At 64.8% G+C, this 25,501-nt stretch carries 23 protein-coding genes and 1 tRNA gene; 12 read left to right on the forward strand and 12 right to left on the reverse strand.

The features are described 5' to 3' along the window. Window positions 1-283 precede the first annotated feature (283 nt). Window positions 284-1,078 (forward strand): adenylate/guanylate cyclase domain-containing protein, encoded by a 795-nt coding sequence (locus tag MTR72_RS18595; protein ID WP_341510817.1) that lies wholly within the window; start codon window positions 284-286, stop codon window positions 1,076-1,078. Between the two features lie 92 nt (window positions 1,079-1,170). Here MTR72_RS18595 and MTR72_RS18600 read toward each other — a convergent pair whose 3' ends face one another. The 6 genes from MTR72_RS18600 to MTR72_RS18625 form a co-directional block, all read right to left on the reverse strand. Beyond that, window positions 1,171-1,497 carry a hypothetical protein gene (locus tag MTR72_RS18600; protein ID WP_280969335.1) on the reverse strand — a complete coding sequence of 109 codons (327 nt, stop codon included), beginning with the start codon at window positions 1,495-1,497 and terminating at the stop codon, window positions 1,171-1,173. A gap of 338 nt (window positions 1,498-1,835) precedes the next feature. Then, window positions 1,836-2,363, reverse strand: coding sequence for a DUF992 domain-containing protein (locus tag MTR72_RS18605; protein WP_280969336.1), 528 nt, complete (start codon window positions 2,361-2,363; stop codon window positions 1,836-1,838). Window positions 2,364-2,574: 211 nt separating this feature from the next. Then, window positions 2,575-2,994, reverse strand: coding sequence for a hypothetical protein (locus tag MTR72_RS18610; RefSeq protein WP_280969337.1), 420 nt, complete (start codon window positions 2,992-2,994; stop codon window positions 2,575-2,577). A gap of 11 nt (window positions 2,995-3,005) precedes the next feature. Then, window positions 3,006-3,227 (reverse strand): hypothetical protein, encoded by a 222-nt coding sequence (locus MTR72_RS18615; protein ID WP_341510818.1) that lies wholly within the window; start codon window positions 3,225-3,227, stop codon window positions 3,006-3,008. A gap of 693 nt (window positions 3,228-3,920) precedes the next feature. Next, window positions 3,921-4,328, reverse strand: a complete 408-nt coding sequence (locus MTR72_RS18620; RefSeq protein WP_280969339.1) for a hypothetical protein — start codon at window positions 4,326-4,328, stop codon at window positions 3,921-3,923. A gap of 354 nt (window positions 4,329-4,682) precedes the next feature. Continuing rightward, a complete protein-coding gene (locus MTR72_RS18625; protein ID WP_280969340.1) occupies window positions 4,683-4,886 on the reverse strand; it encodes a hypothetical protein in 204 nt (67 codons plus the stop codon). A 166-nt stretch (window positions 4,887-5,052) separates the two neighbouring features. Between MTR72_RS18625 and MTR72_RS18630 the strand changes: the two genes are divergently transcribed. Together MTR72_RS18630 and MTR72_RS18635 are read left to right on the forward strand one after the other, a co-directional pair. Further along, window positions 5,053-9,099, forward strand: coding sequence for a BTAD domain-containing putative transcriptional regulator (locus MTR72_RS18630; RefSeq protein WP_280969341.1), 4,047 nt, complete (start codon window positions 5,053-5,055; stop codon window positions 9,097-9,099). 31 nt (window positions 9,100-9,130) lie between these two features. Then, window positions 9,131-10,393: an ABC transporter substrate-binding protein gene (locus tag MTR72_RS18635; RefSeq protein WP_445819607.1), complete on the forward strand. Its 1,263-nt coding sequence runs from the start codon at window positions 9,131-9,133 to the stop codon at window positions 10,391-10,393. Between the two features lie 154 nt (window positions 10,394-10,547). Here the strand turns inward: MTR72_RS18635 and MTR72_RS18640 are convergent. After that, window positions 10,548-10,623: transfer RNA gene (locus tag MTR72_RS18640), tRNA-Ile, on the reverse strand. A 336-nt stretch (window positions 10,624-10,959) separates the two neighbouring features. Beyond that, window positions 10,960-11,937 (reverse strand): Bug family tripartite tricarboxylate transporter substrate binding protein, encoded by a 978-nt coding sequence (locus MTR72_RS18645; protein ID WP_280969342.1) that lies wholly within the window; start codon window positions 11,935-11,937, stop codon window positions 10,960-10,962. Between the two features lie 106 nt (window positions 11,938-12,043). Between MTR72_RS18645 and MTR72_RS18650 the strand changes: the two genes are divergently transcribed. After that, on the forward strand, window positions 12,044-13,009 hold the full coding sequence (locus MTR72_RS18650; protein ID WP_280969343.1) for a TAXI family TRAP transporter solute-binding subunit: 966 nt from the start codon (window positions 12,044-12,046) through the stop codon (window positions 13,007-13,009). Between the two features lie 74 nt (window positions 13,010-13,083). On the opposite strand, the gene MTR72_RS18655 is transcribed toward MTR72_RS18650, so the two are convergent. Then, a complete protein-coding gene (locus MTR72_RS18655) occupies window positions 13,084-14,298 on the reverse strand; it encodes an ABC transporter substrate-binding protein (RefSeq protein WP_280969344.1) in 1,215 nt (404 codons plus the stop codon). Between the two features lie 103 nt (window positions 14,299-14,401). Beyond that, window positions 14,402-15,295 (reverse strand): helix-turn-helix transcriptional regulator, encoded by an 894-nt coding sequence (locus tag MTR72_RS18660; protein ID WP_280969345.1) that lies wholly within the window; start codon window positions 15,293-15,295, stop codon window positions 14,402-14,404. 86 nt (window positions 15,296-15,381) lie between these two features. Between MTR72_RS18660 and MTR72_RS18665 the strand changes: the two genes are divergently transcribed. Genes MTR72_RS18665 through MTR72_RS18690 form a run of 6 tightly spaced genes read left to right on the forward strand, consistent with a single transcriptional unit; the run spans window position 15,382 to window position 21,947 of the window. After that, on the forward strand, window positions 15,382-16,074 hold the full coding sequence (locus MTR72_RS18665) for an ABC transporter permease (protein WP_280969346.1): 693 nt from the start codon (window positions 15,382-15,384) through the stop codon (window positions 16,072-16,074). 2 nt (window positions 16,075-16,076) lie between these two features. Continuing rightward, on the forward strand, window positions 16,077-16,799 hold the full coding sequence (locus MTR72_RS18670; protein WP_280969347.1) for an ABC transporter ATP-binding protein: 723 nt from the start codon (window positions 16,077-16,079) through the stop codon (window positions 16,797-16,799). A gap of 15 nt (window positions 16,800-16,814) precedes the next feature. Continuing rightward, the gene (locus MTR72_RS18675) at window positions 16,815-17,645 is read left to right on the forward strand and encodes an extracellular solute-binding protein (protein ID WP_280969348.1); all 831 of its coding nucleotides are present in this window, start codon (window positions 16,815-16,817) and stop codon (window positions 17,643-17,645) included. 54 nt (window positions 17,646-17,699) lie between these two features. Continuing rightward, on the forward strand, window positions 17,700-18,806 hold the full coding sequence (locus tag MTR72_RS18680) for a molybdopterin-binding protein (protein ID WP_341510819.1): 1,107 nt from the start codon (window positions 17,700-17,702) through the stop codon (window positions 18,804-18,806). Window positions 18,807-18,819: 13 nt separating this feature from the next. Continuing rightward, window positions 18,820-20,769 (forward strand): molybdopterin biosynthesis protein, encoded by a 1,950-nt coding sequence (locus MTR72_RS18685; protein ID WP_280969350.1) that lies wholly within the window; start codon window positions 18,820-18,822, stop codon window positions 20,767-20,769. 47 nt (window positions 20,770-20,816) lie between these two features. Beyond that, entirely contained in the window at window positions 20,817-21,947 is a 1,131-nt protein-coding gene (locus MTR72_RS18690) for an FAD-dependent monooxygenase (RefSeq protein ID WP_280969351.1), read from the forward strand. A 16-nt stretch (window positions 21,948-21,963) separates the two neighbouring features. Here the strand turns inward: MTR72_RS18690 and mobA are convergent, their stop codons facing one another. Both mobA and fdhD read right to left on the reverse strand, forming a co-directional pair. Further along, window positions 21,964-22,611 carry a molybdenum cofactor guanylyltransferase MobA gene (gene mobA / locus MTR72_RS18695; protein ID WP_341510820.1) on the reverse strand — a complete coding sequence of 216 codons (648 nt, stop codon included), beginning with the start codon at window positions 22,609-22,611 and terminating at the stop codon, window positions 21,964-21,966. Next, on the reverse strand, window positions 22,592-23,482 hold the full coding sequence (gene fdhD, locus MTR72_RS18700) for a formate dehydrogenase accessory sulfurtransferase FdhD (protein WP_280969353.1): 891 nt from the start codon (window positions 23,480-23,482) through the stop codon (window positions 22,592-22,594). The genes mobA and fdhD overlap by 20 nt, the downstream gene beginning before the upstream one ends. Before the next feature lie 204 nt (window positions 23,483-23,686). Here fdhD and mobB point away from each other — a divergent pair, with 204 nt between their 5' ends. Both mobB and MTR72_RS18710 read left to right on the forward strand, forming a co-directional pair. Beyond that, entirely contained in the window at window positions 23,687-24,214 is a 528-nt protein-coding gene (mobB, locus tag MTR72_RS18705) for a molybdopterin-guanine dinucleotide biosynthesis protein B (protein ID WP_280969354.1), read from the forward strand. A gap of 9 nt (window positions 24,215-24,223) precedes the next feature. Continuing rightward, a complete protein-coding gene (locus tag MTR72_RS18710; RefSeq protein ID WP_280969355.1) occupies window positions 24,224-25,483 on the forward strand; it encodes a molybdopterin molybdotransferase MoeA in 1,260 nt (419 codons plus the stop codon). Window positions 25,484-25,501 lie beyond the last annotated feature (18 nt).

Raw genomic sequence — 25,501 nt, forward strand, 5'->3', positions numbered from 1 at the left:
GCTCCAGCGCAATCGGACGGGTCCTGCATTCCGGACAGAATGTCATCCTGGGAAGGTCGAAAGCCCAGTCGTCAGTTCGGATATAGTGGTTCGGATGGCAGCCGTAGCTGCGGCTATATCCGTTCGGGTGCGACCAAAGCCTTTGTAACGGCGGGCCCGAACGCGAGCTGACGCGAGAGCCACCGGCAAACCTTCGATTGGGAGTATTGTTGCCAACTCAGGATTGCACGACTACGCTCTACCCTAGGTACGCCCAAACGGTCTTTCGATTGGCCGCACGTTCATGCCGAAATTCCTTCGCATCGGGGTCCATCAGTCGAACGTTTCCGGATACACGTCGAAGGCCTGGTGTGTTCGCCGGGTTGGCTCGGCGGTTTTCCTGAAGTGGGGCGCCGTGGAGGTCCATGGTGCCGGAGACGGACGAAAGGTCTACTGGACGATTCCACCGCGGGAAAAAACAATCCGTTGCGGCACGGCGCAGCGTGCCATGGACTATGCAAAAGCCGCGATCGCGCGGCGACGCAACCATCGCTATGAGCCGCTGACGGGACCGATCGCGATCCGGCGCCGGTCCGCCGAGCGTGGCACTGAGCTCAAACCAGCGCTCGCCACGATCCTGATCGTCGATATCGTCCGCTCCACCGAAAAAGCCGCGAAGCTGGGCGATGCGCGTTGGACAAAGGTGATGAGTCACTATTACGCCGCCGTCCGCAAAGAGCTGAAGACTTCGCGCGGAAAGGAAGTCGTGACGACGGGAGACGGACTGCTGGCGACGTTCAAGGCGCCGGCTGCCGGTATCGGTTGCGCGACCGCGATCCAAAAGGCCGTGCGCACGCTGGGGCTCGAGATCAGGGTGGGGCTGCATGCGGGCGAGTACAAGGTGAGCGGGGCCGAGGTTGTCGGTCTCGCGTTTCACATCGGCGCGCGCGTCGCCGCGAAAGCGCGTGCCGGCGAAGTCCTGGTCTCGAGCGCGGTCAAGGACCTGATGTCGCAGTCCCAAATCCGCTTCAGGGATCACGGCGTCCACCAGCTCAAAGGCGTGCCGGAGCGATGGCGCCCGTACCGGGTCGAAGATTGAAGTGTCCTTGCCGGTGCGGCCACCGGTTTTGCCTAGCCCGCTGCCCGGTGTCGAGGACATCATTCTCAAACGCGTTCGGCAAATCCCGTCGGCTAAGCGGGCCGCGAAGGCAGCGAGGTCATCGCTTCCAGTTGCGCTGTTCGCGTTGCCAGTCCAGCGAGCAAGCTCTTGTGCAGCCGATCCTCGGGTTCGAAATTTTGCGCGAGCCTTCGGACGGTCTCGACAAATCGCAAGCGATAAGTCGCCGCCCTGTCGACGATCTCCAGCGCGCGGGACAGGTGCAACTGAGCCTCCGCCGAATCGCCCAAGGCAAGCGCAGTACGCGCGAGCAGTCCGTGGGCCTGGGCGAGGTGATTGAGATCCGGAGCCGTTGCGACGTAGTCGCGGAGCCGGCGTGCGGCGCGATTCTCCTTCAGCATCCCGGCACTCCTCGCAGGAATGGCGCTCGGGATTCTTGCTTTTCGCTGCGTCAATGACGCGCTGTTCCGGCGAATTATTCTCGGCATCCTGCTGGTTTCGGGACTGTTGCTGGTGTTGTAGCTACGCCAGTCGCGCCTCCAGTTACATGGCAGCCATTCGAGCACGCACGAGATCGCAATCCTCAGTGCTGGACGTGCCAAGTCCCGCCACTTGGCGGCTCAGAACGGGCCACACAGAGCTCTTGTCAGACGCGCACCAGGAGCCACAAGTTGAACGGAAGCAGCACGCGCGGCGGATGCTGCCAGTGTGCTGCTTCACTTCGTCGACGATGGCGTCGTCACCGCGCTCTACGCACAGGCGCAGCGGCCGGCCGTAATTCCATTCTGGATACGCCGGCTGCAATGTTCACGCCTGTCTGCGCCTGGACGGATACTGGCTGCAAAGCGACCGTGCGATCCGAACCTCCGACCAGGAGGTTGGCACCAACTCCGGCGCCGACCGTGCCGCCGGCGGTCGCGCCCGCATAGGTCCCGGTCAACGCCGCTCGGCGTAGCGTGGTTGGTGCGAAAACGGCCCAAGTGAGCTGACCGCCGGACGTGGCCCCTATGTCGAGGCCAAGCGTGCTGACCGTGCCTTCGTATGCCTCGCGCGCCCTGCCTCGCGCCGATGCATAGATGCAGCTCAACTGCCGCTGTCCTCCGACGATCATGCCGACTCCGGGCGCTATGTTGCACGTGAGCGTGCCGACCCTGGCTCGCCCGGCTTCCTGCGCCGTTGCCGGAGCCGCGGCAACGGCGAGCGCCAGGGCGGCGCATGCGGCGGCGAGGTTGCTCAGCCGTGTTCCCTTCAGCGATGCTCTGATCATGCGCGGCCTCCATCGATGGATTTCTGATGGTCCCTCAATGCGCATTGACCTGGCGATGTTCCCGTTGCTCGCAGGGCCGGACCAGAATGGGTCCACCGCGCTGGAGCCGCATGGCGACTCAGGTCGTGGCCAAGCGGCGGCAAGAAGCGAGCGGCCAAGCCGCAGCGGAAAATAGCCCAGAGCGGTTCCGCCTCAATCGGAGCGAGGTTAGCTATCCGAGAGGCCGTGCTTGCCTGAAATGGAAACGATTGGGAGCGAACCTCCGGGCTACAGTGCGCACCTCATCCTCGCATGTTTCCAGCGCGATCTTCTGGGCGAGCATGACGTCTCCGATCGGCAGAGCGCCGATCGGCATGAAACACAACCCGACCCGTAGGCGACCTCGCTCGTCGATTTCGCATATGTTGACCGAGGCTCCGGCGTGGATCCTGTATCGAATGCCGCTGTCCCTCCCGATCACCTCGAAGTAGCCTTTCCTGGCGAACTGTTCACGCTGGGCCGGCGACAGCCATTGCTGCAAGAGCCGCAGCGACCGGCCCTCTGGCGTGCCCTCGGCGCCATGCAGGATAAAGAGCGCTCTCGCCGCTTTCATTCGGGAGCGGCCGCCCGGCGAGGGTCGAAAGCCGAACATGACCGTCCCGGCTAGCCGCCAACCAATCTGGGAAAGAATACGGTCTCCTTTGCAGTCGGATCGAACGATCGGATTTGCGAGACCTGACCTGGACCCACCCGGACCGCCGCGGTGAAGCCGGCATCGGTGAGTTCCTGAAACCGCTGCTCCGCTCTTGCCAGTTCTTGCGCGTCGTCCGCATTGAAATGATGTCGGCTGTCGCCGCTGCGGTCCATCACGATCTGGATTGCCATGATCGTCCTCCTCGGATTGCTGGTCGCCAAGGATCTCGATCAAGTATCGAGCCGAAGTCGCAGACTTTCAAGGGGGGCGTCGCAATGGCGGCCTGGCTCGCGGACCGCACAGCCCGCCTTCGCACTTCGGCTTGGCAGGATTCGTACGCCTCGCGCTACAGCCGTCTGAGCTCGCTTGCCGAGCCGAAGCTCGCGAAGCGAGCGAAGGCTGTGGGCGCGACTAGAGCCTGCAACCAGACCGTTATGAGCGGGAAGATAAAGAGCGCGTTCGTTGATTTTTCTTGCGTTTTTGTTCGGGGTCGATCGCGTTCGTCGCGTTTCGTTCACGCCGTTTCTGGTGCGAAATTGGTGCGGTGCGCCTGCGGCTGATTACCCGAGGGCTCTGTGTTTGAGACGTCCGCTTCCGGATCGGACGCGACGATCATGGCTGAACTCTGCCGACTAAAATTCCGCCCACACCCGGCTCGTCGAATTTGGCCCAACCTGTGCGGTTGCCGATTTGAGCTGAATTCGTCTTCTTGCCGGAACGCCGGTCAAAAACCGGGACTCAAATCAACTCCGTAGCTTGCCAAGAGGAGCGACACGAACAGGCCGGCCGTGCCTAGAATGACAAGCGCCTTGAGACACTCGGCCTGAACCGATTTTGAGGGAAACGCCCGGGAAAAAGCTCTTGCGATGACAGCCATTGTGACCTCAGGATTTTGACGGCACGTAGCTCATGGATCGGGCGGCGGCAGCTCGATCGCCGGCGTCGAGGCGGCCCGCGCCGCACCATTCGAGGTCTGGGTGCGGGAGGACCGCGCCGTTGGAAGACAGGCCGGCACCGCGAAGGCCAAGGCATAACGGTGGTCCTGAACGCCTGCGGCGCGGCACGCGGTACGCGCCAATCCGCCGTCTGATCTGCATCAGACGGGCAAGGTTGATAGGGAGAAGGACGAGGTGAAGCAATAACACCGGATAGATGTGCGCCATTGCTCCAAACAAGATGAACAGGATGTTGCTTCCCATGGCCAGGAGGCGCAGACGAAGCATGCTGGTCGTGCAGAACGTTGCCAGGACCGTCGCTGACGCCGCATAGCCTAGTAGATCGGTCCGGCTCATTTTCCGTCAACATGCTGGTGCGCTCCGGAAGATGCATTCAGCTCGCTAACAATGCTGTGTTTGGCCTGATCAATGAGATCACGGTACCTAAGGAGCACACGTTCCGCCTGGAGTCGGCGCGAATGATGCAGAGCATCGACAATCGTCACAAGAATGGTTTTTGTTGTTCGTAGTAGACTTGGCGATGACTCACGAAGAGAGATCTTCGTCGCAATTGATGGCGCGTATCTCATTATCGATACTCCTTGTCTCAAGAACATGGTGCGTAGCCTGGCCTGGGCGTTACAATAGGGATGTGATGTAGGAGGAACATGGAAATGGAGATGCCGTTCGTGGTCGGGTGAGACCGTCGGATCAATCACCGTCGGAAAAGACGAATGTCATGTCGTGGATCCTCTGCACCGGAAGGTTTTTGGTAGGCGCCTCGGAGACATCCACGCTCACGCTCCCGGTGGAGCCCAGCACCGCTGCGGCTTTCGGAGCGGAGAAGAAAGCCAGCTTCACGCCGAATCCGACCAGGATGACAGTCGCAATTGCGATAACGGGATGGGAGCGCATGATGGTCCTCCGATTTTGCGGCCGGGGATGTCCCAGCAAATCGTCGAGCGAGACCAATTGAAGCCCGCCACTATCGTCGCCGGCGTCAGTGGCGCGTTACAGCGGCGTTATTTCCGCTCGAAGGGCCCTGAAAACGTGTAGAGTGAGCCTGTCAGGGGGCATCACCGTGCGAATCCTGCGCGCGCCAATGGACGGATCGCGGTCCCCGGAGTTCAGTCTCTCGTTGTTGGGAGGCTTCGAGCTGACCGGACCGGATGGCGTTGTCGAGCTGCCTAGCAAGAAACTTGCGGGTTTGCTGGCTTATCTGGCCTGCAACGCCCCCCGGCCGCAGTCGCGTGCGAAGCTGTCGACCCTTCTGTGGGGCTCGCATTTCGAAGCGCAGGCCAAGCAGAACCTACGCCAGGCTCTCTTCCGCCTGCGCAAAGTGCTCGGTCACGCTCTGGAGAGCGACGGCGAAGTCGTATCGCTTAACGCGGCGAGCGTTCTATGCGATGTCAGCCGCTTCGAGGCCCTGGTCCGTGAGGGCAGCCGAGATGCCCTGAGTGCGGCAACCGATCTCTACCGGGGCCGGTTGATCGATGACGTTACTATCGGTGAAGAGGGCTGGAACGAATGGCTCACCGGTGAACGCGACAGGTTACTCGAGCTCGCCCTTGGCGCCATGGTAGGGCTCGGCGAGCAGGAGCTGGCCGCAGGCCGCGCCGAGCACGCCCTGAAGGCCGGCCACCGCGCCATCGCCCTCAACAACATGCGGGAGGACGCCCATCGGCTGGTCGTACGGGCGCTGGCGGCCACCGGACGCAAGGCCGAAGCGCTCGCCCACTACCAGGACCTCGTTGCCCTGCTCAAGCGGGAGCTGAATACGGAGCCCGACGCAGCGACCAGATCGCTCGCCGCCAAGCTGCGCGGCCTGCGGCCGCCGAGCGGATCGCCCGCCGTCAGCGAGGTGGCCAAGCCCGCGCCGTTACATCGCGACCGGCCGTCGGCTGCAGTGCCGCCTTCGACCAGTGCGAGCGGAGGCCCCGACCCGGAGGTGAACGCCGAGAGGCCCGGCGCGCCGAGCGCTGCGCCATCGTCTGCGGTTCTCTCGGGTGGCCTCGAGCGGCGACAGTTGACGATCCTGGTTTGCAAAAAGGTCGGCTCAACGCCGCTTTCGGCACGCCTCGACCCCGAGGACATGCGTGATGTGATCGCCGCATTCCACAAGGTGGTCGCCGACGCGGTGGCGCGATTTGACGGATTTGTCGCCCAGTACCAGAGCGATGGCGCGCTCGTCTATTTCGGTTACCCAGAAGCTCACGAGTACGATGCTGAGCAGGCCGTGCGCGCCGGTCTTGCGATCGTCGCTGCTGTTGGCTCGCTGAAGGTCTCTTCCGGCGTTCCCCTTCAGGCGCGCGCTGGCATTGCCACCGGCGTGGTTGTCGTCGGCGAGCAGATGGCGGGCACCGATGTCCTGCAATTCGTCGCGATCGGTGAGACGCCAGACCTCGCGGCTCAGATGCAGGCCGTGGCTTCGCCCGGCGAGGTCGTCATCGCGGCCAGCACACGGCGGCTGACGGGGCGATTGTTCGACTGTCGTCCGCTCGGTGCCGATGAGGTGACGCGATTGCCGCAGCCGGTGGAGGCGTGGCGGGTGCGCGGCGAGACTGCCGGCGTCAATCGATTCGAGGCGCGACGCATCGGTGCGCTGCCGCCGCTTGTTGGTCGCCAGGAGGAGATCGAGCTGCTGCTGCGCCGCTGGAAGCAGGCCAAGCTCGGCGAGGGCCGTGTGGTGCTGCTCTCTGGGGAGCCAGGCATCGGCAAGTCGCGCATCGCCGAAAGCCTGCTGGACGCGCGCGAGGGTGAGCCGCATGCGCGCCTTCGCTATTTCTGCTCTCCCCACCATACGAACAGCCCGCTGTACCCGTTCATTACCCAGCTCGAGGGGGCTGTCGGCTTCGAGCCCGGCAGCGACGCCAGGGCAAAGCTCGACAGACTCGAGGCTTTGCTCAAGCAGACGTCGAAAAATGTACTACGCGACGTGACGCTCGTCGCTGAGCTGTTGGCAGTGCCAGTCGAGGACCGCTACCCGGCATTGGCGATCAGCCCGGAGCAGAAGCGAGAGCTGATTCTCACGGCGCTTCTCGATCAGCTCGACGGTTTAGCGGCGAGTAACCCTGCCCTGATCGTGTTCGAGGACATCCACTGGATTGATCCGACATCGCTCGACCTGCTCGATCGATTGGTTTCTCGCGCGGCCTACCTGCCAATGCTGTTGGTTGTCACAATGCGGCCAGAGCTCCAGCCAGCCTGGGTCGGGCAGCCGCATGTGACGATGCTGCCGTTGAGCCGCCTTGGCCGACGCGATAGCGTCGGCATCATCGGGGGTGTCACCAGGAACAAGGAGCTGCCCGAGACAGTCGTCGAGCAGATCCTAGCCCACACAGATGGCGTGCCCCTGTTCATCGAGGAACTGACCAGCGCGCTGATTGAAAGCGGTGTCCTCCACGAGACTGCCGGCGGTTACCTGCTCGACGGACCACTGCCGCAGCTTGCCATACCGACGACGCTACAGGGCTCGCTGGTGGCGCGTCTCGACCGGATTGGCGCGGCCAAGGATGTGGCGATGATCGGCGCGGCAATCGGACGGGAGTTCCCCCGCGAGTTAATTGCCGCGGTGTCGGATCTGGCCGCCATGGACCTCGACGCGGCACTGGAGCGGCTGACAGCCTCCGGCCTCGTCTCCAGACGCGGAATGTCGTCAGACGCGACCTACGCGTTCAAGCACGCGCTGGTGCAGGATGCCGCCTACGCCACGATGCTCAAGAGTCGACGTCGGCAATTGCACGCGAGCATCGGCAAAGCGCTGGTCGAGCGGTTCCCGGCGGTGGCCGAAAGCCAACCCGAGGTGGTCGCCCACCATTTAACGGAGGCCGGGCTTGCCAGCGAGGCGATTGGCTATTGGGCTAGGGCGGGTCGGCTTGCGTCCGCGCGATGGGCTCACCGCGAAGCCCTCAACTCTTTTGAGCAGGCGCTGCATTTCCTCGCGGCGCTGCCGGAGAGCCGGGCCACGCTGGAGCAAGGCTTCGAGATCCAGATGGAGCTGCGGACGGTCCTGAACCGCATGGGTGAGGCCCGGGCGGTGCTGGAGCGCGTGCGCGAGGCCGAGCAGCTCGCGGAGCGCTTGAACGACGACCACCGTCGCGGCCAAGTCTGCGTCTTCATGACACACATCCAATCAAGGCTCGGAGATATGGACGAGGCGCTTGCGTCCGGAACCCGTGCGCTGGAGTTCGCCGACCGCCTCAGAGACCAACGACTACGTGTTCCGGCCATGACGTATCTCGCGCAGGCACATTACTTCCGAGGTGAGCACGAACGGGTGGTGGCCCTGACGACTGACAATCTCGTGGGGCTTTCCCCGGAGGTCCCGGAAGATTTCGGACTCGTCATCCCGCCGTGGATCACCGATCGTTGCTATCTGATCCTGAGCCTGGCCGAGCTGGGTCGATTCGACGAAGCGGCCGAACCTGAAGCCGAGGCAGTTCGGCTCGCGACGCTGACGCGGAATGCATTCAGTATCGGCTGGGCTCACCTCGCCGCAAGCTGGGTCCGCCTTGTGAGGGGCGACTGGGCCCAGGCGCGCCCACTCTTCGAGCATGCGACGGAGGTGATTCGCGCGGGGAATGTCGCCACTCTGTTTTCCGCATCCGCCTACTTCTCCTCATGGGGCCTCGCACAGCTCGGCGAGGCGAGCGAGGCGCTGAGCCGGTTGCGAGAAGGCGAGCAATTTCTCGAACGCCAGGCCGCGGGTGGATATATCGGCGATCGCGGATGGAGCTATCTGCTGCTTGGTCGAGCCGCGCTGGCGCTTGGCCGGCACGATGACGCGCGGCGCCTGGCCGACTGCGCGTTGAAGTCCTCTGCGCGCCAACCCGGGTTCGCGGCTCACGCGATCCACCTGCTTGGCGAGGTCGCCACTCATCCCAACCAGTTCGACGCGGAGAGTGGCGAGGCTCACTACCGCAGGGCGCTTGCATTCGCGCAACCGCGCCGCATGCGGCCGCTCGTGGCCCACTGCCACCTCGGCCTTAGCAAGCTCTATCGGCGCACCGGCAAGCAAGAGCAGGCGCAGAAGCACGTTGCAACGGCGACTATGATGTACCGCGACATGGGCATGACGTACTGGTTTGACAAGGCGGAGGCAGAGATACGTAGCGGTAGCTGCAGCTAGACAACTTCCGTTCCGCAACCTTAGACTGTCCATGATCGGCAAGCAGCCGACGTCCCAGGAGGCCGACATGTCGGATACGCGGGGCATTCTAATGGCATTTCTGCTCGTCTTTTGCGTTGGCACATACGCTGTAGCGGCGGAGAAGAAATACGATCCCGGCGCCAGCGACACCGAAATAAAAATCGGCAACATTATGCCTTACAGCGGGCCGTTATCCGCCTACGCGCTGATCGGCCGGACGGAGGCTGCTTTTTTCAACAAGATCAACGCCGAGGGCGGCATCAACGGAAGAAAGATCAGCTTCATTAGCTATGATGATGCCTTCAGCCCGCCCAAGACCGTGGAGCGAGCACGCCAACTGGTTGAGAGCGATGAAGTGCTGCTCATCTTTCAGAGCCTCGGTGCACCGACCAACAATGCCATTCGGCAATATATGAATCTCAAGAAGGTGCCGCAGCTTTTCGTCGCTACCGGCGCGGCCTACTTCGGCGATTGGAAGGGCTTTCCGTGGACGATGGGCTGGCAGCCGACCTTCCAGACCGAGGGGCGAATCTATGCGCACTATATCCTGCAGAATTTCCCGCAAGGCAAAATCGGCATTCTCTATCAGAACGACGATTCAGGTCGCGATTACGTCAAGGGGCTCAAGGATGGCCTTGGTGCCGAAGCCGCAAAGCGCATGATCGTGGCAGAAGCTCCCTACGATCCGTCGCAGCCAACTGTCGATTCTCAAATCGTCACTCTCAAGACAGCGGGGGCAGATATCTTTTTCAACGAGAGCTCACCGAAATTCGCAGCACAAGCGATTAGAAAGGCGGCTGAGATAGGGTGGAGGCCGGTCCAGCTTCTCGCGAGCATTTCGAACTCGGTGGGCTCCGTGCTCAGACCTGCCGGACTTGAGAACTCCAAAGGTATTCTTTCGAGCAACTACCTGAAGGATCCTACGGATCCGACTTGGAAGGACGATCCCTCTATCAAGGAGTGGGCGTCTTTCATGGACAGGTATTTCCCCGAGGGAGACAAGACAAGCTCGTTTAGTGTCTATGGCTACGTCACCGCGCAAACCATTGTTCAGGTGCTCAAGCAATGCGGCGACGAGCTCACTCGCGAGAACGTCATGAGACAGGCCGCGAATCTGAAGGATCTTGAACTTGGGCTGTTGTTGCCGGGCATCAAGATAAATACAAGCCCAAAGGATTATTTCCCAGTCGAGCAGATGCAGATGTCAAGGTTCAACGGTGAACACGGTGAACTGTTCGGCCCCGTACTTTCTGGAGAAATCGGGACGCCATAGCCGTGACCTGGGGCGGCTGGATGACAGTTCCGCGATGTCCGCCCCGGAGGGCAGGATCGGACTGAGCAGAGGATTTTTGCTCAGACACCAACAGTCGACTTCTGCGCGTTCATGAGTCCACGCCCTCAGCCGCCGCAGAGTGTGATTGAATCACTGGTGGGCCCGGCAGGACTCGAACCTGCAACCAGACCGTTATGAGCGGCCGGCTCTAACCATTGAGCTACAGGCCCCGCCGCGAGACGGCCGCAACAGAGGTGGCCGGCAACGGTGCGCCGTCCGTTTACAGGGCCTGAGCCGGGGGTGCAATGCCGAGCCTTGGTCGGCCGAAGCGTCGGCCCTAGGCCCTAAAGCGGGTGACCGTCCTGCCGATTGGCCGAAGTGGGCGATGCTGCAATTGTGCCGGTGTTTTGCCCGACGTGTCAAATGTCCCAACGCCGCTCGCATCCTTGCGGCAAGCCGCCATTTCTACTTTGCATGGGGTTGTTTTCGAGTTTTTTGTTTGGAGGGAGACCGGCCGGTCTCCCCTCCGTCTTGCCCGCGAGCCAAAGCTCCGCGGCTGGCCAGCTCTAGTCCACCGAGACACCGGCGAACTCCACCACCTTGCGCCACTTCTCGGTCTCGTCCGAGACCAGCTTGCCGAACTCGGCCGGCGTCATCTGCTTGGGGATGCCGCCGGTCTCGGCGAGGCGCGCTACCAGCTTCGGGTCCTTCAGGGCCTCGCCGACGGCCCTGTTGAGGATCTCGACGACCTCGGGCGGCGTGCCCTTCGGCGCGGAGATGCCGTAGAAGCCGACCGATTCGAAGCCCGGCACGGTTTCCGCGATCGCGGGCACGTCGGGCACGCTCGGCCAGCGCTGCGGCGAGGTCACCCCTAACGCGCGGACGTTGCCGCCGCGCGCCTGCTCCAGCGCGGACGGCAAATTGTCGAAGATGAGCTGCACCTTGTTGGAGATGATGTCGGGGAAGGCGATCGCCGAGCCGCGATAGGGCACGTGCACCATGTCGCACTTGGTCATCACCTTGAACAGCTCCGCCGACATGTGCACCGAGGTGCCGTTGCCCGAGGAGGCAAAGGAGATCTTGCCGGGATTGGCCTTGCAGTAGTCGACGAACTCCTGAACCGTCTTGGCGGGAAACGCGTTGGAGACGACCAGCATGTTGGTGAGCTGCATGATGCTCGCGACCGGCACGGTATCGCGCACGAAATCGAACGGCAGCTTCTTGTAGAGCGAGGTCGAAATCGCGTTGTTGGGCGCGACGAACAGCAGTGTGTAGCCGTCCGCCGGCGCGTTGATCGCGGCGGCGGCCGCAATGTTGCCGCCGGAGCCGGTGCGGTTTTCGACGATGAATTGCTGGCCGAGATGGTCCGACAGCCATTGCGCCATGATCCGCGCCACGATGTCGACCGGGCCGCCGGCGGCGAATCCGATCAGCCAGTGCACGGGGCGGTTGGGATAGTCGGCGGCGGTGGCGGGAGGGGCTGTGCTGAGAAGGCTTGAAAGGAATACGAGACCGAAAACACCGTTACGCAAGATTCGCAGCATGACGCCTCCCATTGCTTTATTGTCGTTGCGTGCATGCTTTCATAAAATCCGCTCCCTGCCTACATCGTCTCAAGTTCATGTTGACGCGGGCGGAGCCGGAACGACCATGAAATTCGGTTCATCCATCCTTCTCGGCGCGGTGCTGCTCGCCAGCCCCGTTGCAGCCCAATCCGGAGACAAGGCCATTCCGACCACGACGATCAGTCTCGGCACCGCGACGCCGGGCGGCGGCTTCCCGCTCTACGGCAACGCCTTTGCGGAAGTGATGAACGCGGCCGATCCGCAAGTGTCCATCGCCCCGCGCAACACCAAGGGCAGCAACGAGAACATTCCGCTTTTGGAGAAGGGCGAGCTCGATCTCGCGCTGGTCGCGGGCGAGCCGGCCTATGAGGCCTTCGCCGGCATCGGCCGGGCGAAGGTCAGGCTGAAAATCCTCACCGCGATCTATTCCAACCCCGGCATGTTCGTGGTGCGCGCGGACAGTCCCTACAGGACCATCCGCGACCTCGTCGGTCAGCCGGTCGCGTTCGGCGCCAAGGGCTCTGGCCTGCCGATCCTGGCGCGCTACGTTCTCGACGGGCTCGGCCTGAAGCAGGATGAAGATTTCAAGGCGATCTATCTCGATCGCGCCGGCGATGGCCCCGCGATGGTCGAGGACGGCCGGGCCGCCGCGCTCTGGGGCGCCGGCATCGGCTGGCCCGGATTTGCGGCGGTCGCATCGAGCGCGTCCGGCGCGCGCTTCATCGCCCCGAACGCTGAAGAGATCGCGCGCATCCGCGCCAAACATTCCTTCCTCAAGCCGCTGACCGTGCCGGCCGGCAGCTATGCGAAGCAGACAGAACCGATCGCCTCGCTCGGCTCCTGGAGTTTCGTGCTGACGCGCGCGGATCTACCCGACGATGTCGCCTATCGTCTGGCGAAGACGCTGCATGGCGCGGAGGCGACGTTCTGCAAGACGCTCGCGCAGGCCTGCGAGACCACGGCAGCAAACACGCTCGCCGCGGCGCCGCGGCCGGAGCTGATTCATCCGGGTGTGATGAAGTACTTTCGCGAGATCGGGGTGGCGAAGTAGCGAATTGCGAGTAACGAATGGCGAATGGAGGTTGTCCCCCATTCGCCACTCCCTATTCGCCACTCGCTACGCCCTCACTTCTTCACCAGCGCGCACGCCGGGTCCGGTGGGCCGAACGCCTTGTCGCCCGAAATGGTCGTGAGGATCTTGTAATAGTCCCACGGATATTTGCTCTCCTGCGGCGACTTCACCTGCACCAGCCAGAGATCGTGCACCATCAGATTGTCCTCGCGCAGCTTGCCGTTGCGCGCGAAGAAATCCTCGATCGGCTTCTCGCGCATCTTGGCCGCGACCTTCAGCGGATCGTCGGTGCCGGTCTCCTTGATGGCGTTGAGGTAGTGCATCACGCTAGAATAGACGCCGGCCTGCCACATCGTCGGCATCTGCTTCATCTTGGCGAAGTAGCGCTTCGACCATTCCCGCGTCTTGTCGTCCATGTCCCAGTAGAAGGACGTGGTCAGCAGCAGACCTTGCGCCGCCTGCAGGCCGATGCCGTGGATGTCGGTGATCAGCGCGAGCAGCGCCGCCATCTGCTGGCCGCCCTTGAAGACGCCGAACTCGGCGCCGGTCTTGATCTCGTTCATGTTGTTGGGCGGGCCGGCCGCGATGCCGATGATCTTGGCCTTGGAGGCCTGCGCCTGCAGCACGAAGGAGGAAAGGTCGGGGGTTGCCAGCGGCGGCCGCACCGAGCCGAGCACCTTGCCACCATTGGCGGTCACGACGTTGGAGGCGTCGCGCTCCAGCGAATGGCCGAAGGCGTAGTCGTCGGTGATGAAGAACCAGCTATCGCCGCCGCGCTTGACCACCGCATCCGCCGTGCCGACGGCGAGCGCGCGGGTATCGAACACCCACTGGATCGCGTAAGGCGAGCAGAACTTGCCGTGGAAGTCGGCGGTGCCGGTGGAGTGGGTGATGAACAGCCGCTTCTTCTCGTTGGCGATGTTCTGCACCGCGAGCCCGACCGCCGAGACCGGCACGTCGACGATCAGGTCGACCTGGTCGACGTCGTACCAGCGCCGTGCGAGCGCGGCGCCGATGTCGGCCTTGAGCTGGTGATCGCCGACGACGACGCTGATCGGCTTCCCGAGCACCTTGCCGCCGAAATCGTCGATCGCCATCTGCGCCGCCGTCACCGAGCCCTGGCCGGTCGGCGCCGAGGCCGGGCCGTTCATGTCGGTGAGCACGCCGATCTTGACGACGTCGTCCGATACCTGCGCCGATGCCGCGCCCGGTATCAGCGCCGCCGCGAAGGCGACCGCGACCGGCAGTCCAAATCTGGTTGGATTCACGCTTGTCCTCCCTCATCCGGCTCGTTGGCCGCTGTTGCCTTTGCGCCGGGTATGCCCGGCTGAATTGGTTTCTTTTGCAACTATTCGGGGGCGGGCGTCAACGTCAGGCCGCGAAGCGGATCTGTCCCGCGGGAGAGGGGTCGTAGCCGGTCAGCTCTTCGGCGCGCTGCCGCAGCCGGCTTTCACCGAGAAAGCGGATCAAGGCCTGCATCGCGGGGCGGAAATAGCTGCGTTGCCGCATCGCGAGATCGAAACTTTCCCAGGCCAGCGGCACGAAATCGAGGCCGGCGGAGCGCGCCGCGGCGCGCGTCGCCACGCCGCAATCGGCATGGCCGGCGCGGATCGCGGCGGCAAGGTCCGGTCCGGTGAGGCAGGGCGTCTCCAGCCGGCGCAGCTCCTTGGGCGAGGCGCCGGCGCGCTTCAGCAGCACATCGAGCAGCATCTGCGCGCCTGCGCCCTCTTGCCGCACGGCCATCCTGGCGCCGAGCGCCAGCACCTCCGACAGGTTGTGCAGCCGTTTGGGGTTGCCCGCCGGCAGCACGAGGCCCTGCTCACGGCGCACGAGCCCGACCAGCACCGCATCATGCAAATCCGCCGCCGTCCGCAGCGCCGCGACATTGGCATCGGCCGCGAGATTGTCGGAGCCATCGAGGCTGTGGAAATGCACCGCCGCGGCGATCACCTCGTTGCGTTGCAAACGTTCGAGCCCGCGGGCGGTCCCTTCGTTCAGGGAGGCGAGCCCGGAGCCGGATTCGCGCAGCGCCCATTCCAACAGATCGTCCTGGCTGCCGCCCATGATCGCTGGCGGTTCGGCGGCCAGCATGCCGGTCGGGCGCGCTAGCCCCGAGAGGACCCAGAGGTCGAGTTCATGCCGGGGAAACAACCACTTTCCGGTCACCTTGCTGCAGGGGATCGCACCGGTGGTGACGAGTTCGTAGAGCTTGCGCTCCCCAAGCCGGAGGTAGTCTGCGGCTTCGCTGGTGGTCAGGAAGTCCATTCTGCATTCCTAGGCAAATTCTTGATTCTTTTTTGGCATTTGACGCAAGCTGTAAATTCTGCAGATCAATAGGGTCCGGTGGAACCATGCCCGATCATCTCAGTGCTTTGCAACTCATCCTGGCCGGGGATCCGGCCCTGTTCGCGATCGTACGGCTCTCACTCGGCGTGAGCCTTGCGGCGGTGGCGCTGGCGGCCGCCATCGGTCTGCCCCTGGGCGCCTTGCTGGCGCTCACGCGGTTTTCGGGGCGACAGGTCCTGGTGGTGCTGCTCAATGCAATGATGGGCCTGCCGCCGGTCGTGGTCGGGCTCGCGCTGTACCTTTTGCTGTCGCGCTCGGGACCACTCGGCGCCTTCGGCATCCTGTTCACCCCGACGGCGATGGTGGTGGCGCAGACGGTGCTGATCCTGCCCATCATCGCCGCGCTGGCGCGGCAGACGGTCGAGGATCTCTGGGCCGAATATCGCGACGAGCTCAACGCCATGAATGTCGGACCGCTCGGCCGCATGACGACGCTGCTGTGGGACGCGCGCTTCAGCCTGATCACCGCGCTGCTCGCCGGTTTCGGCCGTGCCGCGGCGGAGGTCGGCGCGGTGATGATCGTGGGCGGCAATATCGATGGCTTCACCCGCACGATGACGACCGCGGTGGCGCTTGAAACATCCAAGGGCAACCTGCCGCTCGCGATGGGATTGGGCGCGGTTCTGATCGTGCTGGTGCTTGCCATCAACGCTGCCGCCTGGGGCACGCGGGTCTGGTCGCAACGGTTGATGGGATGAACATGCGCGCGTCGGTCAGCGATCTTCCCCTGGTTCTCGACGGCGTCTCGCTGCAGGCCGGTGCGACCACACGTGTCTACGACATCAGCCTCACCATCGCGCCGGGCGCGCCGTGCCTGATCGTCGGTCCCAACGGGTCCGGCAAGTCCAGTCTGCTTCGGCTCTGCATGGGACTGAGCGCGCCGACGAGCGGCCGCATCACCTGGGGCGGCCGCACCGATCGGGCACCGACGCGCCGCGCTTTCGTGTTTCAGCGGCCTGTGATGTTGCGCCGCGCGGCTTCGGGCAACGTGACCTACGCGCTCGCGCAGGCCGGCACGCCGCGGTCGCAGCGCGCCTCGCGTGCACAGGATTTGCTGCAACGCGTCGGACTTGCCGATCTCGCGCACCGCCCGGCACGGCTTCTCTCCGGCGGGGAGCAGCAGCGGCTGGCGCTGGCACGGGCGCTCGCGCGCGATCCCGAAATCCTGCTACTGGACGAGCCGACCGCCAATCTCGACCCCGCAGCGACGCGTGCGGTAGAAGAGATCGTCATGAGCGCGGCGCAATCGGGCATCAAGATCGTGATGGCGTCGCACGATCTCGGCCAGGTGCGGCGGCTTTCGGGCGAGGTGATCTTCCTCGCGCGCGGGACGCTGTGCGAACGGGCCGCGACCAACGACTTCCTCGATCATCCGTCGACGCCGGAGGCACGCGCCTTCCTGCGCGGCGATCTCATGGTTTGAACTCGGAGCACACTCATGGCCTTTCGCCGCCTGTCCATTGCACTCGCACTTCTCGGCAGCCTTGCCGCAGGCATTGCGGCGGCGTCCGCCGAGGACCGCTCCATCGTCGTGGCCTCGACGACGTCGACGCAGGATTCCGGCCTGTTCGGCTATCTCCTGCCGATCTTCAAGGCCAAGACCGGCATCGACGTGAAGGTGATCGCGCAGGGCACCGGACAGGCGCTCGACACCGCGCGCCGTGGCGATGCCGATGTCGTGTTCGTGCATGCCAAGCCGCAGGAGGAACGGTTCGTCGCCGACGGATTTGGCGTGAAGCGGTTCGACGTAATGTACAATGATTTCGTGCTGATCGGGCCGAAGAGCGATCCCGCGGGCGTGAAGGGCAAGGACATCGTCGCTGCGCTGAAGGCAATCGAGGCCAAGGGCGCCCCGTTCGTCTCGCGCGGCGACCGCTCCGGCACCCATGCGGCGGAGCTCGCGCTCTGGATTGTCGCCGGTATCGACATCCCGAGCGCCAAGGGCCCCTGGTATCGCGAGATCGGCCAGGGCATGGGCGCGGCGCTCAATACCGCGAGCGCGATGAACGCCTATGTGCTGTCCGACCGCGGCACCTGGATTTCGTTCAAGAACCGCGGTGACCTCGACATCGTCGTCGAGGGCGACAAGCGTCTGTTCAACCAGTACGGCGTGATGTTGGTGAATCCGGAGAAGCATCCGGGCGTGAAGAAGGAACTGGGGCAGACTTTCGTCGACTGGCTGATCTCGCCGGAGGGCCAGGCCGCAATCGCCGGCTACAAGATCGACGGACAGCAATTGTTCTTTCCCAACGCGACCAAGAATGGCTGACCTCGGCGACGGGAGCGGTTGCCAAACCGCTCGATGCATGGTCCACCATGGCACATGATCCAGCGCCTGCCGCCATCGCTCACGTCGCTCGACGCTGCGCTCGCCGCGCTGCTGGATCGGCTCGCGCCGCTCGCGCCGGTCGAATTGCCGCTTGCCGAGGCGGCCGGCTGCATCGCGGCGGGGATGCCGTTGCTGACGGCCTATCCGCCTCGTGACGTTGCCGCCGCCGACGGCTGGGCGCTGTCCGCGAACGACCTCGTCGGCGCGTCCTCCTATTCGCCGCTGCCTCTGACGACAGCACCACAATGGGTGGAGGCCGGCGATACGATGCCGGCGGGATGCGACTGCGTGCTGGATGCCGACGCCGTCGACGTATCGGGGCCGCTCGTCCAGGTGTTGGCGGAGGGGCTGCCGGGCCAAGGCGTAAGGCGCGCCGGACGCGATATCGCCGATCGCACGTTTGCCGCCGCTGAGGGCGCTCCGATCGATGCGGCCGATCTTTTGCTCGCGCGCGTCGCAGGCGTCGACAGGCTGGGTGTGCGGCGGCCGCGGCTGCACATCGTCAATGTGCCCGGTGCGACGGCGACGATGCTCATGATTGTCGACATCGCGCGTGCGGCGGGACTGCAGGTCAGCAGCCACGAGGCCCGGGCGCGTGATGCTGTATCGATCGCCGATGCGCTCGAGGCCACAGCCAGCGATCTCATCGTGACGATCGGCGGCAGCGGCGTCGGTCGCGTTGACGCGGCCGTTACGGCGCTGGCCCGGCGCGGTGACGTGATCGCCCACGGTGTTGCGCTCCAGCCCGGACACACTGTTGCGATCGGACGGCTTGGAAAAGTTCCGGTCATCGCCTTGCCCGGTGCGCCCGATCAGGCGCTGGCGGCCTGGCTCGCGCTGGTGCTTCCGGTCATCGACCGATTGTCGGCGCGGGGCCCGCGCCGGTCGGTGACCCTGCCGCTCGCCCGCAAGATCGCATCCGGTGTCGGCGTCGCCGAGCTTGCGCTGCTGGCGGAAGAGCAGGGCGCATGGATGCCGCTCGCGATCGGTGAATGGTCGCTGCGCGCAATCGCCGACGCGGATGCATGGCTGCTCATTCCCGGCAGCAGCGAGGGATTCGCGGCGGGCACTCCGGTCGATGCCTATCTGATGCGTGAATGATATGGGTTCCGACATGACCGGAATTTCGCAGCCGCAAGATCGCAGTGCGCTCGAGCAGGAGCAGTTCCTCAAGATTCTCTCGCGCGAGGATGCGCTGGCGCGTTTTGATGCCGCGCTGTTCCCGCGCGCGATCCCGCGCCAGACGCGCAAGCTTGCCGACGCGCTCGGTGCGGCCCTGGCCGAGGACGTCGTGGCGCCGATCGACGTGCCGCCTTTCGACCGTTCCAATGTCGACGGCTTTGCCGTGCGCTCGGCGGATCTTGAGGCGGCGAGCGAGGGCGCAGCCGTGCGGCTCGTGCTGAACGGCGAGACGATCGCCTGCGGCACGGCGCCGACATTGCAAGTGACGGCGGGAACCGCCACGCCGATCGCCACCGGCGGCCCGCTGCCGCGCGGCGCCGATGCCGTCGTCATGGTCGAGCATACGGAGCCGGCCGGATCGGGCGGTATCTTTGTTCGCCGCGCCGCCTCGCCGGGGCAGTTCGTGTCCTATGCCGGTTCCGACATTGCACGCGGCGAGGCGCTCTTGCGTGCCGGCACCATCATCGGCTCGCGCGAGACCGGCATGCTGGCGGCCTGCGGCATCGCCGAGGTGACCGTCGCGCGCAAGCCGCGCGTCGCCGTCATCTCCACCGGCGACGAGTTGGTGCAGCCGGGTCAGCCGCTCGCGCCGGCCGCGATCTACGACACCAATGGCGCCATAGTCGCAGCCGCGATCGACGAGAATGGCGGCGAAGCGGCCTTCCTCGGCGCCGTTCCCGATGACGAGGCGAAACTCGAAGCCGCAATGCGTCAGGCGCTGGCTGATGCCGACATGCTCGTGCTGTCAGGCGGCACGTCGAAAGGCGCGGGCGACTTGTCCCACCGCATCATTGGCCGGCTCGGCAAGCCCGGGATCATCGCGCACGGCGTGGCGCTGAAACCGGGCAAGCCGCTATGCCTTGCGGTATGCGACGGCAAGCCGGTGGTGATCCTGCCTGGCTTCCCGACCTCGGCGATGTTCACCTTCCACGACATGATCGTGCCGGTGCTGCGCAGAATGGCCGGTCTGCCGCCGCGCTCCGACGCCAGGGTGAGCGCGACCGTTCCGGTGCGCATTGCCTCTGAACTGGGCCGCACCGAGTTCGTCATGGTCTCCCTGGTTGAGGGGAAGGACGGGCTCATCGCTTATCCTTCGGGCAAGGGCTCCGGCGCGATCACCTCGTTCGCGCAGGCCGACGGATTCCTGCGGATCGATGCGCTCGCCGACCAGATGCCGGCCGGGACCGAGGCCGAGGTGACGTTGTTCACACCGCATGTCCGCGTGCCCGATCTCGTCATCATCGGCAGCCATTGCACCGGCCTTGATCTCGTCACCGCGCCGCTGGCGCGCGCTGGGCTGGCGGTGCGTTCGATCGCGGTCGGCAGCCTCGGCGGGCTCGCGGCGGCGCGACGCGGCGAATGCGATCTCGCGCCGATCCATCTGTTCGACGATAAGAGCGAGACCTACAACGCGCCCTATCTCGTCGATGGTCTCGAGCTCGTGCCGGGCTGGCGGCGGATGCAGGGCATCGTGTTCCGCAAGGGCGATGCGCGCTTCGAGGGCCTCGGCGTAACGGACGCCGTCGCCAAAGCGCTGAATGATCCCGCCTGCATCATGGTCAATCGCAACCAGGGTGCCGGCACGCGGATCCTGATCGACCGCCTGCTCGGCGGTGTACGTCCGGAAGGCTATTGGAACCAGCCGCGCTCGCACAATGCCGTTGCCGCCGCCGTCGCGCAGCACCGCGCGGACTGGGGCATGACCATTGCGCCGGTCGCCCATGCTGCCGGCCTCGGTTTCATTCCGCTCGCGGAAGAGCATTATGATTTCGCGCTGGTCACAGCGCGCAAACAGCGCCCGGCGGTGCAGGCCTTTCTCGATGCGCTCGGCTCGATTGAGGCCCGCGCCGCGCTGGAGCGGGCTGGCTTCCGGCCGGCTTGAACGGACGACGCGGCGGTTCAAGCTGCGCGACAGACAGGGGGGACGCGATGGCGAGGCCGCTTTCGGTTGCGATCATCGGTGCGGGCATGGGCGGTCTTGCGACGGCCGCAGCGCTTCTGCGTGTCGGCATCGATGTCAGGGTTTACGAGCAGGCTCCTCAATTCGCTCGCATCGGCGCCGGCATTCAGGTTGGCTGCAACGCGATGAAGGTCTTGCGCGAGTTGGGCCTCGAGCAGCGGATGCGCAGCCAATCCTTCTACCCGCGCTCCTGGAACAATCGCGACTGGCGCAGCGGCGACATCAAGTTCGATATGATCTTCGGCGAGAGCGCGGAGCAGAGATTCGGCGCGCCCTATCTGCTTGCCCATCGCGGCGATCTGCATGCGGCTCTGGCAAGCGCGGTGCCGGATGAATGCGTGAGGCTCAACCACAAGCTCGTTGGACTCGACGAGACCGGCGAGGGTGTCCGGCTGACCTTCGCTGACGGTACCACCACCGTTGCCGATGCCGTGGTCGGTTCGGACGGCGTGCATTCGGTGGTGCGCGACATCCTGTTCGACACTGCGCCGGTGCGGTTCACCGGCCGGATTGCCTATCGCACCACCTATCCAGCCGCGCTGCTCGGCGGCGAGAGGATTGACGACTGCACCAAATGGTGGGGCGAGGACCGTCACATCGTCATCTACTACGTCAAGCCGGACCGCGGCGAGGTCTATCTCGTCACCAGCCAGCCCGAGCCGGATTTCCGCATCGAATCCTGGTCGGCGAAGGGCAACGTGCGCGACCTGCGCGCTTCGTTCGAGGGTTTTCATCCGCAGGTCGGGCGGGTGCTCGATGCGTGCCCCGACGTACACAAATGGGCGATCATGGATCGCGACGCACTGGATCGCTGGGCGGACGGCAAGGTGACCCTGCTCGGCGATGCCTGCCATCCGATGACGCCCTACATGGCGCAAGGTGCGGCGATGGCGATCGAGGATGCCGCCGTGCTGTCGCGCTGCCTCAACGGCGTCGACCGCGACGGCGTCGCGGATGCGTTCCGCCGCTTCGAGGCGACGCGCAAGGAGCGGACGACACGCGTGCAGGAGACCTCGCGCGCCAATATCTGGCTGAGGGAGCGGACTGATACGAGTTGGGTCTACGGCTACGACGCCTGGACCGTGCCGCTGGCGGCCTGATCGTGGGATGACTGCTCTACTGAGCCGAGCGCTCGTCCAGCGCCGCCAGCCGTTCGGCCTCCGCGATGTGCTCGACCGTGTTGGCGTTGAAGAACGGATCGAGCGGGTCTGTCGGCCATGTCACGGTTGCGAGCGGATAGCGCGTGGTCCAGCGGTCGATCTTGCGGAGGTCTTCGACGACGAGCGCATGCCGCAGCTCCTCGCGCAAGTCCACGCGCCACAGCCCGATCACCGGATGCGACTGCCCGCCTGACGCGGCGACCGCGAGCTGCGCGTTGTCCCGTTCGCGTCCCTCATGCAGGCGCGCGACGAGGTCACGCGGCAGGAACGGGCAATCGCCGGCGGCGCTCAGCACCCATTCGATCCCCGGCCGGTTTTCAGCGGTCCAGTCGAGCGCGGCGAGGATGCCGGCGAGCGGGCCGGGAAAGCCGGGCACGTCGTCGGCGACGACCTGCAAACCGAACCCGACGAAGCGTGCCGGATCGCCATTGGCGTTGAGGATCAGCCCATCGCATTGTGGTGAAAGGCGCGCGATCACGCGCTCCAATATGGTGCGGCCGCCGATCGTGCGCAACGGCTTGTCGCCGCCGCCCATGCGCCGCGCCAGGCCACCGGCAAGCAGCACGCCCTGCGTGGGTGGAATCCTAGTCGTCACCGCCTTCACCCTTGCGCTTGTGCTTGGCCGACTCCTCCTCGACGTAAGCGAGGTTCTGGTCGTAGACGATGCGCTCTTCGCCCGACAATGCAATGAAGCGTTTTCCGCGGGTACGGCCGATCAATGTCAGCCCGACTTGCCGCGCGAGATCGACGCCCCAGGCGGTGAAGCCGGAGCGCGACACGAGGATCGGAATTCCCATGCGCACGGTCTTGATCACCATCTCGGAGGTGAGCCGTCCCGTCGTATAAAGGATCTTGTCGGATGCATCGACGCCGTGGCGGTACATCCAGCCCGCGATCTTGTCGACGGCGTTGTGACGGCCGACATCCTCGGTGTAGCAAAGCGGGGCGCCCTCCTTGCACAGTACGCAGCCGTGGATCGCGCCGGCTTCGAGGTAGAGCGAGGGCATGGTGTTGATCGTCTGCGTCATCTGGTAAAGCCAGGAAGTGCGCAGCTCCGCCTTCGGCAGCGCCACGCTCTCGACCGCTTCCAGGAGATCGCCGAAGGCAGTCCCCTGCGCGCAGCCCGAAGTCTGCGTGCGCTTCTTCAGCTTGGCCTCGAAATTGGTGTGATGTGCGGTGCGCACCACGACGACCTGGAGGTCGTCGTCGTATTCGACCTCGGTCACCACGTCATCATATTTCAGCATGTTCTGGTTGAGCAGATAGCCCAGCGCCAGATATTCCGGATAATCGCCGATCGTCATCATCGTGACGATCTCCTGGGAATTCAGGTAGAGCGTCAGTGGCCGCTCCATCGGCACCTTGATCTCGACCCTGGCGCCTGTCTGGTCGGTCCCGGTCACGCTCTGGGTCAGGCGCAGATCGTCCGGGTTCGGGACGATCAGGGGGACCGGGGTTTTCTCCATCTTCATCATGGCCGCGAGGTTAGCATGACATTCGGGTCAAGCCGATATAAGCATGGCCGAAAGAGAGTAAAATGCCGCCTCGTCGTCATTACGAGCGCAGCGAGCAATCCAGAAATGCATCCGCGGAGACACGCTGGATTGCTTCGCTTCGCTCGCAATGACGGGGGTAGGCGGTTCCACCCGCGCGATGCGGCTGGCGGAGATCGAGTTGTTATGAAAGTCATCGGCCTTGCGGGGTGGAGCGGCGCGGGCAAGACCACGCTCTTGACGCGGCTCATCCCGCATTTCAACGCGCAAGGCTTGCGCGTCTCCGTGATCAAGCATGCGCATCACCAGTTCGACGTTGATGTGCCCGGCAAGGATTCCTGGCGGCATCGCGAGGCGGGCGCGGCCGAAGTCCTGGTCTCCTCCGCCAACCGCTGGGCGTTGATGCATGAGCTGCGCGGGGCGGCCGAGCCGCGGCTGCCGGAACTGCTCGCAAAACTGTCGGCGGTCGATCTCGTCGTGGTCGAGGGCTTCAAGCGCGAGCCGCATCGCAAGATCGAGGTGCATCGCGCCGCGAACGATAAGCCGCTGCTGTTTCCCGACGATCCGGGGATTGTCGGAATCGCGGCCGATATCGCCATTGAAACACGGCTGCCGACCGTCCATCTCGATGATATCCCGGCTGTGGCTGCGCTGCTGCTGCGCGCGGCGATGCCGGTCGAGGAAGCGGTCGCTAGAAGCGTTTCGACGCGCTGACGAGGCACTATGGCGCAACTGTCCGACGATTGCTTTGCCTTCGGGGGACCGATGATGTCGGTCGACGAGGCCGTTGGCCTGATCACCACCCGCGTCAACGCGGTCGCCGATCTCGAGACGGTGAGCCTGGTCGAAGCGGACGGGCGCGTGCTCGCGCGCGATATCGCGGCGCCGCTGCCGCTGCCGCCTTTCACCAACTCCGCCGTCGACGGCTATGCGGTGCGCAATGCGGACCTTCCGCAAGGCGAGGCGCGCTCGTTCCCGCTCGACGGCCGTATCCAGGCCGGTGGCATTGCGCAGGCGCCGATCAAGCCCGGCTACGCCGCGCGCATCTTCACGGGCGCGCCGATGCCGCCCGGTGCCGCGACCGTCTTCATGCAGGAAGACGTGCGCGTCGATGAATCGGGCAAGGTGGTGCTGCCGCCGGGGCTGAAGGCGGGTGCCAACGTCAGACCCGCGGGGGAGGACATTCCGCAAGGCCACGTCGCGCTGCGCGCCGGCCAGCGCTTGCTGCCGCAGCATGTTGCGCTCGCCGCGGCGTTCGGTCTGACCAAGCTCGACGTGGTCAGGCGCATCCGCGTCGCGGTGTTCTCGACCGGCGACGAGCTGGCGTCGCCCGGCGAGCCGCGCGCCGCGTCGCAGCTTTTCGACTCCAATCGTTTCATGCTGATGGCGATGCTGCGCCGTCTCGGCTGCGAGGTCAGCGATCTCGGCATCCTGCGCGACGAGCGTGCCTCGCTCGCCGACGGCTTGAAGCAGGTCGCCGGCGCGCACGATCTGATCCTCACCACCGGTGGCGTCTCGACCGGTGAGGAGGATCACGTCAAGGCGGCGGTCGAGAGCGTCGGCTCGCTGGTGCTGTGGCGGATGGCCATCAAGCCCGGCCGGCCGGTGGCGATGGGCATCATTGGCGGCACGCCGTTGATCGGATTGCCCGGCAACCCCGTTGCGAGCTTCGTCACCTTCGTCCATGTGGTGCGGCCGACGGTGCTGGCGCTCGCGGGCAGCACGCCCGAGCCCCTGACGCCGATGCCCGTGCGTGCGGCCTTCACCTACAAGAAGAAGGCCGGCCGGCGTGAATATGTTCGGGTCTCGCTGCGACGCGCGGAGGAGGACGGCGCGTTGGAGGTCATCAAGTTCCCGCGCGAGGGCGCCGGGCTGTTGTCGTCACTGGTCGAGACCGACGGTCTGGTCGAACTCGGCGAGAGCATCACGCTTGTCGAGCCGGGACAGAGTGTCGGCTTTCTTCCTTATGCCGACCTGATCTGAAGACCCTCGCGTTGACGC

This window comes from Bradyrhizobium sp. ISRA442 (assembly GCF_038085055.1).
GTDB lineage: Bacteria > Pseudomonadota > Alphaproteobacteria > Rhizobiales > Xanthobacteraceae > Bradyrhizobium.